The organism is Lutibacter sp. HS1-25, from assembly GCF_004121075.1.
Taxonomy (GTDB): domain Bacteria; phylum Bacteroidota; class Bacteroidia; order Flavobacteriales; family Flavobacteriaceae; genus Lutibacter.
The window spans coordinates 45,976-58,425 of sequence record NZ_RHLN01000021.1 but is presented as its reverse complement, the minus strand read 5'-3'; the positions used below and the strand labels follow the sequence as shown (position 1 = coordinate 58,425).

11 protein-coding genes are annotated in these 12,450 nt (G+C 31.6%); all 11 read left to right on the top strand.

What is annotated here, in order from left to right:
- The first annotated feature begins 998 nt into the window (after positions 1-998).
- The 11 genes from mnmE to EC396_RS09185 all read left to right on the top strand — a co-directional run bounded on the left by mnmE (position 999) and on the right by EC396_RS09185 (position 12,368).
- Positions 999-2,384, top strand: a complete 1,386-nt coding sequence (gene mnmE, locus EC396_RS09235) for a tRNA uridine-5-carboxymethylaminomethyl(34) synthesis GTPase MnmE (RefSeq protein ID WP_129366420.1) — start codon at positions 999-1,001, stop codon at positions 2,382-2,384.
- Positions 2,385-2,591: 207 nt separating this feature from the next.
- Positions 2,592-2,963 (top strand): helix-turn-helix domain-containing protein, encoded by a 372-nt coding sequence (locus tag EC396_RS09230; protein WP_129366419.1) that lies wholly within the window; start codon positions 2,592-2,594, stop codon positions 2,961-2,963.
- A gap of 60 nt (positions 2,964-3,023) precedes the next feature.
- The gene (locus tag EC396_RS09225; RefSeq protein WP_129366418.1) at positions 3,024-4,118 is read left to right on the top strand and encodes a site-specific integrase; all 1,095 of its coding nucleotides are present in this window, start codon (positions 3,024-3,026) and stop codon (positions 4,116-4,118) included.
- On the top strand, positions 4,118-5,074 hold the full coding sequence (locus EC396_RS09220) for a DUF6617 family protein (protein WP_129366417.1): 957 nt from the start codon (positions 4,118-4,120) through the stop codon (positions 5,072-5,074). Before EC396_RS09225 ends, EC396_RS09220 begins: the two co-directional genes overlap by 1 nt.
- A gap of 197 nt (positions 5,075-5,271) precedes the next feature.
- Positions 5,272-5,532: a helix-turn-helix domain-containing protein gene (locus EC396_RS09215; protein WP_240665676.1), complete on the top strand. Its 261-nt coding sequence runs from the start codon at positions 5,272-5,274 to the stop codon at positions 5,530-5,532.
- Entirely contained in the window at positions 5,529-5,825 is a 297-nt protein-coding gene (locus EC396_RS09210) for a helix-turn-helix domain-containing protein (RefSeq protein ID WP_129366415.1), read from the top strand. Before EC396_RS09215 ends, EC396_RS09210 begins: the two co-directional genes overlap by 4 nt.
- Entirely contained in the window at positions 5,812-6,720 is a 909-nt protein-coding gene (locus EC396_RS09205; protein ID WP_129366414.1) for a BT4734/BF3469 family protein, read from the top strand. The genes EC396_RS09210 and EC396_RS09205 overlap by 14 nt, the downstream gene beginning before the upstream one ends.
- Positions 6,717-8,492 carry a DUF3987 domain-containing protein gene (locus tag EC396_RS09200; RefSeq protein WP_129366413.1) on the top strand — a complete coding sequence of 592 codons (1,776 nt, stop codon included), beginning with the start codon at positions 6,717-6,719 and terminating at the stop codon, positions 8,490-8,492. Before EC396_RS09205 ends, EC396_RS09200 begins: the two co-directional genes overlap by 4 nt.
- A gap of 119 nt (positions 8,493-8,611) precedes the next feature.
- A complete protein-coding gene (locus tag EC396_RS09195) occupies positions 8,612-9,124 on the top strand; it encodes a hypothetical protein (RefSeq protein WP_129366412.1) in 513 nt (170 codons plus the stop codon).
- Between the two features lie 11 nt (positions 9,125-9,135).
- Positions 9,136-9,828: a hypothetical protein gene (locus EC396_RS09190; protein WP_129366411.1), complete on the top strand. Its 693-nt coding sequence runs from the start codon at positions 9,136-9,138 to the stop codon at positions 9,826-9,828.
- Positions 9,829-10,235: 407 nt separating this feature from the next.
- Positions 10,236-12,368 (top strand): class I SAM-dependent DNA methyltransferase, encoded by a 2,133-nt coding sequence (locus EC396_RS09185; protein ID WP_129366410.1) that lies wholly within the window; start codon positions 10,236-10,238, stop codon positions 12,366-12,368.
- Positions 12,369-12,450: the final 82 nt, after the last annotated feature.

The following is a 12,450-nucleotide window of genomic DNA, read 5'->3' as shown; positions in this document are numbered from 1 at the left end:
CGTATTTATTTTTTTCAAAGAAGCCATGCATCAGTTTGAAGAATTTTATGACACTTACGAAGATTTTATAAAACAAGCCGTATATAATTGATAATGTACAATTGATAATTGACAATGTACAATTGACAATTGATAATTGACAATTGATAATTGACAATTGATAATTGATAATTGATAATTGATAACTGGTCGCTGAGCGTAGCCGAAGCGATAATTCGTAATTAAAAATTGACAATTGATAATTGATAATTGATAATTGATAATTGATAATTGATAATTCGTAATTCGTAATTCGTAATTCGTAATTAAAAATTGACAATTGATTATTCGTAATTCATAATTGATTATTGAAAACTGGTCGCTGAGCGTAGCCGAAGCGATAATTCGTAATTAAAAATTGACAATTGATAATTGATAATTGATAATTGATAATTGATAATTGATAATTCGTAATTCGTAATTCGTAATTCGTAATTAAAAATTGACAATTGATTATTCGTAATTCATAATTGATTATTGAAAACTGGTCGCTGAGCGTAGCCGAAGCGATAATTCGTAATTAAAAATTGACAATTGATAATTGATAATTGATAATTGATAATTCATAATTCATAATTCGTAATTCGTAATTCGTAATTCGTAATTAAAAATTGACAATTGATTATTCGTAATTCATAATTGATTATTGAAAACTGGTCGCTGAGCGTAGCCGAAGCGATAATTCGTAATTAAAAATTGACAATTGATAATTGATAATTGATAATTGATAATTGATAATTGATAATTCGTAATTCGTAATTCGTAATTCGTAATTAAAAATTGACAATTGATTATTCGTAATTCATAATTGATTATTGAAAATTGGTCGCTGAGCGAAGCCGAAGCGATAATTTGTAATTGACAATTGATAATTCGTAATTCATAATTCGTAATTCATAATTAAAAATTGACAATTGATTATTCGTAATTCATAATTGATTATTGATTATTTTTGCCATATGAATACAGTACCAAACGACACAATTATTGCTTTAGCTACCTCATCGGGTGTTGGTGCTATTGCGGTTATAAGACTTTCTGGAGATAAAGCTATTGAAATTGCAAATACTCATTTTAAATCAAAATTTGGAAATAAGGATTTAACAAAAGTAAAAACACATACCATACATCTTGGAAACATTGTTGAAAACGAACGTGTTATTGATGAAGTTTTAGTCTCAGTTTTTAAAAACCCAAACTCATATACAGGCGAAAATGTGGTAGAAATTAGTTGCCATGGTTCGGTTTATATACAGCAAGAAATTTTGCAATTGTTCATTAAAAATGGTGTTCGCAATGCCAATCCAGGTGAATTTACTTTGCGCGCTTTTTTAAATGGAAAAATGGATTTAAGTCAGGCCGAAGCTGTTGCCGATTTAATTTCCTCTAATTCGGCAGCTTCACACCAAGTAGCATTACAACAAATGCGAGGGGGATTTAGTACTGAAATAGAAAAATTACGTCAGCAATTACTTAATTTTGCGAGTTTAATTGAATTAGAACTTGATTTTGCTGAAGAAGATGTTGAATTTGCCGACAGAACAGAATTTAACAAATTAATTGCGCAAATCAGCGAAGTTTTAAAACGATTGATCGATTCATTCTCCTTAGGAAATGTATTAAAAAACGGAATCCCTGTTGCCATTGTAGGCGAACCAAATGTTGGTAAATCCACCCTGCTAAATGCTTTGTTAAATGAAGAAAAGGCCATTGTAAGTCATATTGCAGGAACCACACGAGATGCCATTGAGGATGAACTGATTATTGATGGTGTAGCCTACCGTTTTATAGATACAGCAGGTATTAGAAACACCGAAGATTTTGTTGAAAATATTGGCATTCAAAAAACATTTGAAAACATTGAAAAAGCACAATTGGTATTGCATTTAATTGATAGTTTAAAAATAGCCACCTTAAATACTGCAATTGAAGAATTAACATCTAAATATCCTTCAAAAAAAATATTGACAATAGTTAATAAAGCTGATTTGTTAACAGAGGAACAAATCTCAATACTAAAAACACAATACTCAGATTTAATTGTACTTTCTGCAAAACAAAAAACTGGCATTCACGAACTTACCACTACCCTCACCCAATTAGCAAATAAAGGGGCGTTGAGTAATAATGAAACCATTGTAAGTAATTCGCGCCATTTTGAAGCTTTAAACAATGCCTACAATGCCATAAAAGAAGTTCAAAAAGGAATTGACTTGCAAATAAGCACCGATTTATTTGCCATTGATATTCGCCAAGCATTGTTTCATTTGGGTGAAATTACTGGAGAAGTTACTACTGAAGATTTATTGGGTAATATTTTTGCTAATTTCTGTATCGGAAAGTAAAACACCTACCCTTACTCGTTAACTAACTGTTTTTCTTGTATTTATATACTTTTATTTGTTGCTTATATACTCTTTTTTAACTATATTTGTTGTATATCTGTTGCCAAAAGCACTAATTTGTTGCCCATTTTTACAACTTTTTAAATAAGGCGAAATTATGCACCATAGTGCTACATAATGCAACGTAGTTAAATAAACAGCACCATTATGAGTAGTAATTTACACATTCCTAAAACTTGCGATTATTGTGGAAAAGCCTTTATTGCACGGACTACTGTAACTAAATGTTGCAGTGATAGTTGCTCTAAAAGAGCATACAAAGCTAGAAAACGCCAGGATAAAATTCAAACAACTATTGAAGGAGAAATTCAAAAGAATAAATCCAACAAATCAGAAAATATTGCACCTGCTATTTCTTTAAACTCAAAAGATTTTTTAAGCATTACTGATGCCTCTCAATTAATTGACGTGAGTAGATGGACCATCCAAAGAATGATTAAAAGAGGTCAATTAAATGCCGTTCAATTCGGAAATAAACACATTATCAAACGCTCACAAATCGAAAATTTATTTAATTGATAAATCTCATAAAACATACCAACGAAAAAAAATAAATTGCTAACAGTTAAAATTGCTATTATGAAAGTAACACTTAGAGAAAGAATTAAGAACGGTAAAATAGGCTTGTACCTTGATTTTTACCATAAAGGGAGCCGAAAAACTGAATATTTAAGTTTATATCTTCATCAAAACCCTAAAACAACAACTGAAAGAGACTTTAATAAAAAAACCAGAAACCTTGCCGAAACAATTTGCGCTCAACGACAAATTGAAATACAAAACGGCATCTATGGCTTTCAGGATTTAGAAAAATTAAAAGGTAGTTTTATAACCTATCTAACTGCACTAACAGAAAAGAAAAATACAAGCTCTGGTAATTATGGCAATTGGGATAGTATGCTAAAACATTTAAAAATATTTTGTCCTAAAGAAATAAGTTTTCAATATGTTGACAGAAAATTTGTAGAAGATTTCAAAGAATATTTGGATAAAAAAGCAAGAACAAAAAGTCAAAAACCATTATCCCAAAATTCTAAATACTCATATTTTGGTAAATTTACAGCAGCTTTAAAACAAGCAGTAAAAGACAATACACTAAAAATAAACCCAGCTGAAGGTGTGCCACATTTCAAGCAAGGGGAACCTCAACGAGAATTTCTAACATTAGACGAATTACAAGCAGTTGTAAAAGTTGAATGTGAGCTGCCAACATTAAAACAAGCCTTTATATTTTCAGCCCTTACCGGGTTACGTTGGTCTGATATTGAAAAAATGAAGTGGTCAGAAATTCAACATTCAAATGAAATGGGTTATTACATTCGTTTCAGACAAAAGAAAACCAAAGGTGCCGAAACACTTCCAATCTCTGAACAAGCTTTCAACTATTTAGGTGAAAGAGGCGAATTAAATGAATTGGTTTTTAAAGGCCTAAATTACAGTGCTTGGTCTAATTTAAAATTGCAACAATGGGTTATGAAAGCAGGCATTACAAAAACCATCACTTTCCATTGTGCCCGGCATACCTACGCAACTTTACAACTAACATTGGGAACTGATATTTATACGGTATCAAAACTATTAGGACATAAAGAACTGAAAACCACTCAAATTTATGCCAAAGTAATTGACCAAAAAAAGAAAGATGCTGCCAACCTTATTAAATTGGATTTATAATGATACAACATATTTTTTCATCATTAATTTCTATTACCAAGGGATTACATAAAGATTTAAGAACCGAACAAGAATACAGATCATTAAATTTAAATAACAAACAAAACTTACAATATAAGGCCAAACCAAATTTCGAAATAGTCTTTAAAAGAGCTTTAGGCGAAAAAAACAAATATTACAAAAACCTTATAGATATTGCAGCCAATGAAAAATTCAACGTTTTAATTAAGGATTTTCCCAACAATGCAGTGCCTGAAGAAAACACTTTTGTTTACAATTCAATATATGCCGAATATCATCAAAATTTGATTAATATCAACAATTATATTGATAAACATTCTTTTACAAAAAATAATATAACTAATGACAATACCTTTGTAATTCAATATTTAAAAGTCAATATGATTTGGCTGTACACAGAATTACAAGACCGTTTTGCAAAATTTGGAAATGAAGAAATTCTTTCAACCGAAGAAATTTACAAACATTACTTCAATGAAGACATAACCGAATTAGAAATTATTCCAGCTAAAAAATTAGAAACAACAATTCAATTAAAAAAAGAGAGAAAAACCCTATCACAAAAAAATGCTTTTAAATATAAAAATCATAACACTGAATCTTTATTTTTAGCTTTAAAAACAATACAATTTCGATTAGATTTAATTGATGAAAACCACGCTACCATAAAACAATTTTACGAGTTACTAATTTCGAACGACTTCACTAAAATAAATTATGAAATTCATATTCAATGCGAAACAACTCAATTTAGTTATTTAGTAACAAAACTTAAGCCCTTTTTCACAAATTTAAATCCTACAACTTTAGAAAGGTCTAAACTTTTTTATACCAAAACTGGAACACCTTTAAAAGCTTCAAATCTTCATAAAAACAAAGTCCATAATCCGAAAGAAAAGGAAGAAATCGACAAAATCATCAAACAACTGCAATAAAAAACAGTAAGATTAGTAATAAATCTTACTGTTACCTTACTACCACAAAACACTCTTACTCTTTTAATGTCTTAATTTTTAAATATTTGCCTTGTCAATGATTATCATTGATACGTTTGGCCAAACGTTCATTTTTAATTTAATCTTTAAAAAAGATGAACGATAATGTTTTATCACAATTAGACCGCATCGAAAAAATGCTGCAATTACAGCAAGCGATGCAAAAGCAAGTATTAAACTTTAACGAAACTTGCACGTATTTAGAATTATCTCATTCGCACTTGTACAAATTAACAAGTACGGGAGCCATTCCACACTATAAACCGAATGGCAAAAAACTCTATTTCCAACGTCAAGAATTAGACCAATGGCTGCTGCGCAACCGTATGGATTCTCAAGATGAAATAGAACAAAAAGCTGCTGATTATTTAATCTCTAAAGGACGTGTAAAGTTATGATTGAAATCACAGATTTAATCCTGGCACTCTCTCAGGAAATTAAAGAATTGAAGGTATACATCGAATTAATCAAACAATCGAGAGCCGAAAGATTGAAAGATACTTGGTTAGACAATCAAGATGTAATGAGAACCTTACACATAAGTACTCGAACATTACAAACATTTCGAGACAATGGAACATTACCATACAGCAAAGTGGGCGGAACATTTTATTACAAGGTTTCTGATATAGAAGAAATATTACAAAGTAATTATTACAACCAAAATTACAAATGTGATGGAAGAAATTAAAAATAAAATACTCGATAAAACACACAACGGCCTAAACATTTACGCCTACGTGTTACGCCAGTATTACCCTGATGAAACAGTCCTTACCCTTTCGGGTAAGAACTGCAGGTTAACACGCAATCCGTTCAATAACAATAAGAAAACCTTAGCTATTTATGTGGTAAATAGCTTCGCTGTTCACAAAGATTTAGACCTCAAAAATTTTGAAGGTGATGTATTCGATTTTGCTCAATTATATTTTAAATCCAATTCAGAAAATGAACTTTTAAATAAAATTATTGAAGTATTAAATCTTAGATCAATTGTTGAAGAAAAAACCGACCAAAATTGGTTCGACAAACCCGATGATACCTGGTATGCGCTGTGCAGCTTTTACAAAGCGCCTATTCGCAATGTATTTCCATTCAAAACGCTCAAATTACACGAGATACATTCACTTATAACAAGCGACAAATACAAAAACACAACAGCCAGTTTAAGAGAGATTCAAGACCTTAAAGAAAAGCGAAAATTCAAAGCCAACAACTTTGATTACGTTACTTTTTCGGGTGAATTTGAACGTAGAAACGACAATAATTTAATAAAACATTCGTCCTTAATCACCATTGATTTTGACCATTTACCAAATTTAAATGAAGTTAAAAAGCAATTATTGGAAGATGAATATTTTGAAACAGAACTATTGTTTACTTCTCCCTCTGGTGATGGTTTAAAATGGGTGATTAAAATAGACCTGTCGCAAGCCACACACCAAGAGTTTTTCAAAGCTGTTTCAAATTATCTACAGCAAAAATATAAATTAGAAGTTGACCAATCGGGCAAAGATATTTCAAGAGCTTGTTTCTTATCGCACGACCCTACGGCATTTCTTCACAAAAAACATAGCATTGTATGAAAAAGAAAATATTCAATCCAAACGAATGGTTAAAAACTCCAACAAATGAAGTTCCTAAAAAAACCATTCAAAAAACAGCAGCTACCGTTCATACGGTAGTTGCTAATAATATTGAAACCTACATAGCAGCCATTGAACAAAACGCAATAGACATCACCTGCGGTTATGCCAATTGGCGTGATCTTGGCTTTGCTTTTGCCGAAGAATATGGGGAAACTGGAAGAAACTATTTTCACAGCATCAGCAAGTTTAACAGCAGCTATAATTCAAAAGAATGCGATGAACAATTCAACAAATGTTTGGCTGCAAAAGGTTCAGGCATTACCATTGCAACGTTTTATTTCTTAGCAAAACAAGCAGGAATAACTGTTGTAAAAAATGAACCGCAACCGCAAATGCTTGAAAATATTATGGAAGAAAAATCAGTAAAAAAACTGCCAACTTTTCCAACCTCAATACTAGCTACTTTGCCACATTTTTTACAACAAGTTGTAAAACCAACCACAAGCCCCGAAGAAAGCGATACAATGTTATTGGGCGCTTTAACAACTTTAAGTGCTTGTTTCCCTAAATTATATGGTATTTACGATGGTAAAAAAGTGTTTACCAACCTATTTTTATTTGTAACTGCACCAGCTTCCGCAGGAAAAGGACGATTAACGCAGTGTAAAAATTTGGTCACTCCTATTCATAAAGATATGCGTGAACAAGCTTCATTGTTAAAAAAGCAATTCGATGCCGAAAATGCAGCCTACAATATGACTAAAAACAAAACCCCTGATACCGAAAAACCTACAAAACCACCCGAAAAAATGTTGTTTATTCCTGCTAACAACAGTACTACGGGTGTATTTCAATTATTATCCGACAATGAAGGCAAAGGATTAATTTTTGAAACTGAAGGTGATACATTGGCACAGGCATTTAAAAGCGATTACGGCAATTATAGCGATGGTTTCCGTAAAGCATTTCACCACGAAACAATCAGCTATTACCGTAGAACCGACCGTGAGTATGTCGATATTGAAAACCCTTGTTTGTCTACCGTATTATCTGGAACCCCAAAACAAGTATCAGCATTAATTCCAAACGCTGAAAATGGTTTATTTAGCCGCTTCATATTTTACTATATGAACATCACGCCTATTTGGAAAAATGTGTTTGAAGTGCAAACCGAAAACGGATTGGATGAATATTACAACGCATTGGGAACAGAGTTTTTAGGCTTTTACAAAACCTTAAAAAGCAACCCTCCTATTCAAGTAACATTTTCAGTACAACAACAAATGCAGTTCAACGATTATTTTTCTAAAATTCAAACAAAATACCTCAGCATTCAAACCGAAGATTATATTGCAACCGTTAGAAGAATGGGAATAATAGCCTACCGCATTGCAATGCTATTTACCGCCCTGCGTATTATGGAAGATGGCGATGTAAACCCTAAAAGAGAATGCGAAGAGGTAGATTTTAACAATACAATGGCAATGATTACTATTTTAATTCAACACAGTAGCCAGGTTTTTAACGCATTGCCAGCCGACACCAAACTACCAACACGCAGCAATAGAAAAGAACGTTTTTTAGAAAGTTTACCAAGGCAATTTTCTCGTCAAGATTATTTAGATACTGCAACAACCCTTAGTATTCCTCATAAAACTGCCGAAGGCTACATCACCAAATTTGTAAAAGCAGGCTTAATACATAGAGACAATCACGGAAAATACTTAAACAACAGCATTGAGGAAGCTAAGGAAACTGAGGAAAAATAGGTGTCATACCACCTATTTTTTCCTTTCTTTTGGTTATGATTGTTTTTTATTATATTTGCATATCGCGAATCGCGAATTACGAATTTATTAAGCAGCATACTTAAAAAAATATATGTGTCATGAAAAAACATAACGGAATGAGACCTCATGATGTGGTTATTCTATTAAAAATAATCGCAACTGACAATGATAATTGGTTAATGAAAGACATCGCAAACAAATTACATATTAGCTCAAGTGAGGTTAGCGAATCACTAAACAGAAGTGTATGGGCAGGATTAATAACGAATGACAAAAGAAGAGTATTCAAATCAGCTTTGTTGGATTTTATCATTCACGGATTAAAATATGTGTATCCTCAAAAGCCTGGGGCAATGGTTAGAGGAATAAAAACAGCACATAGTGCTCCTCCTCTATCATTTGAAATACAAAGTGATCAAAACTACGTATGGCCTTATGCTGATGGTGATTCCAGAGGGTTTACTATTGAACCTTTACACCCTAATGTACCTAAAGCAAGTCTAGAAGACCATAAATTATATGAATTATTAGCTTTGCTAGATGCTGTAAGAATTGGTAACACAAGAGAACAAAATTTGGCTATTAAGGAGCTTAAAAACAGAATTCAATAAATATATAATTAATGAAAAACACGCAAATAAACAATATAATTATTGAAAGAGTTGCAAATGCATTAGGTGAACTAAATGAAAAAGTAATCTATGTTGGTGGTGCAATAGTTAGTCTTTATATAAATGACCCTGCGGCAGAAGATGTCAGACCTACAAAAGATATTGATATTAGCATCAAAGTGGCTTCTTTTGTAGAATTAGAAAATATAAGAGAACAACTTTTAGAAAAAGGATTTAAGCAGTCAGCAGATTTAGATGTTATTTGTCGGTTCAAATTAGAAGATATATTGGTAGATGTAATGGCTACAAAACCAATTGCTTGGGCTCCAGCAAACCCTTGGTTTGAAAAAGGTTTTGAAAGACTAGAGAAAATTAAAGTAAACAACATAACAATTCAAATTATGCCACTAACTTTCTTTTTAGCTAGTAAATTTGTAGCATTTCACGACCGTGGCGGTGATGACCCACGATTTAGCCACGATTTAGAAGATATAATCTATATTATAGACAATCGAACAGACTGGCATCAAATTCTTATCAACGAAGAAGACCAAAATGTAAAAGAGTGCTTAATAAATGAATTTCGTAATATATTAGCATCTAGTGAAATACAGGAAGCTATTTTGGGTAACTTATTCTATGAAACCCAAGATAAAAGGTTCAGTATGATTATGGATAAAATCAACCAAGTGGTAAATAGTTAGGTTTCCCTAGTTTCCTTAAACTCCTCAACTACCTTAAAAAAACCCAACAACTATCTCCCCCTTTGGGGGTTAGGGGGCTTCCTCAAACCCCTTAACAAGCTATAAATTAAGGATTAACAAAACCTATTTAAAAAATCGCAAACAGCCAAAAACCAATAACCAATGTCATCTCGAGCGGAGTCGAGAGACAACAACTATCTCCTCCTTTGGGGGATTAATGGGGGCTCACCATTTTACCCTATTTTTCTTTATTTCTTCCCTGCTTTTTATTACTTTAGTAGCTTTATTAAAAATTTACAATTTGTAATAACAATTGCTATGAAGTTACAACACATTCAAAATAAATTTTATAAAATAACAAATACTATCTCTAATTATTGATAGTAAAATATTATTGAATACAACTTATGAGTCAAAACATTCTACAATACGAATCTAAAGTATGGTCTACTGCCGACCTTCTAATTGGTGCAGGTATTAAACAGTCAGATTTCCCAAAATATATGATGCCTTACTTTGCAATGATGATGTTGGAAAGTAGACTTTTAAGACGTTGTGATGAACTTTTAAAAGATTTTAGCGTTACCAATTTAAAAGAAATTGATAAAACTCAATTAGAAGATTTTATTTCAGAATTTAAGGATGATAACATTGGCTATAATGATTTAGTAGTTAGACATAATAAAACATTAGCCGAAATCTGTTTAAATGATAAAACATTTGACAACGATTTTGATGCATATTTAAAAGCATTTGATAGTGAAACAAAAGAATTATTAGGTGTTGACAGAGGTAACACAGAAGAAAAATACCTTGATATTTCAGGAGTTAGTGGGCAACTACGTAAAAAAGATATTTTATTTGACTCTGTAAAAAAATGGAGTGAAATAGATTTAGCACCATTTAACAATTCTGAAATAACAACATTAGAAGAACACATAAAACGTAAATGGGCTGATATTTCTGCTGAAACTGCTGGAGAACAGTATACACCTGATGATATTATTGCTTTAATTTCTGAAATCATTTTATCTAAAATTGATAATAATGGAGAATTTTTAACAATCTACGATCCTACTTGTGGTGGTGGTAACTTGTTGTTTGGTGTTGAAGATAAAATACAAGAAAAATACAACAGACCAACAAAAACCTACGGTGAAGATTGGAGTGATAGCTTATATGCATTGGCAAAAATTGAAAGTCGTTTCCGTAAAGATTCCGATATTCGTTATGGTAATACACTTACCAATATTTCTTTTATTGAACGAAAATTTGATATAGTCGTAGCAAATCCGCCTTATGGGGTAGATTGGAAAGGTTATAAAAAGGATATTGAAAATGATACAACGGAGCGTTTCAAAGCCTTACCCTCTATTTCCGATGGGCAATTTTTATTTACACAACACATCATTTCTCAATTAGATGAAAATAAAGGATTGGCAGTTGTTGTTCATAACGGTTCTACATTATTTAGTGGTGATGCTGGTAGTGGTGAAAGCAATATTCGTAAATACTTTTTTGATGAAGATATTGTAGAAGCCATTATACAAATGCCTACCGATGAATTTTTCAATACTGGTATTTACACTTATTTATGGGTATTTAATAAAAACAAGGCTGCAGAACGTAAAGACAAAGTAATCTTAATTAATGGTAGTGATTTCTTTGAACCTTTAAAAAAGAGCAAAGGGAAAAAGCGTAAAGAAATGGTATTAAATAACCGAAAAACCATTATTGATGCTTTAACCAATTTTGAAGATTCCGAATACGCTAAAGTATTTGACAAATGGCATTTCTATTTTAACAAACAAGCCATTATGTTGACCAATGTTGATGAAAATGGAAAAACATTAGAAAGTGTGTTACCTGTTAAAAAAAATAAAGATGGTGAGGAAACCAGAGCTAAATCTATAAAGCTCAATCCAACTAAAATTACGCAGGTACTTGAAGATTGTCACACTGAGCCTGTCGAAGTGGTAGAACTAACAGATTTTGAAATCACAACCTTTGATGCTACCAAATACAATTCCTTATTTCAGTATTATACGGAATATTTGAGCCCATTAGTAAATAGTTTAGATTATAAAGAAACTGATTTAAAAGTAACTACAGTTAAAGAAACATATTATTTTGATGCTGATAAAGAAACCATTATTAAACAAACAAAAGACTCTAAAACTGGTACATTGTGCGCAGTCGAAATGGGCTGTGGTAAAATAGTTATCAAATCTTCATTTAAAAAACCTACAAAAACAAAAGAAGCATTTATTTTAATTACTGTTGAATTAACCCCGGATTATGAAAAAGATTATGAAATTATCCCCTATTCACCTAATGAAGAAGATAACCAACAAAACATTGCCAATTTTATGGCTAAATATATTACAAAACCATTTAGCTATATAGACAATACCATTGGTGTAGAAATTAACTTTAATAAGGTGTTCTATAAACCAGAAGATTTAAAGAGTCTAAGTAAGATTACATCTGATTTAAAAGACTTAGAAGATGAATTAAAATTATTAGAAGATGAATTATAGACAAAAAAAAAGGGAACCTCTTTTGGAGATTCCCTCAATATTTAAGGAAGTAGCGAAGAAATGCGGAATTGTATCCAGTACC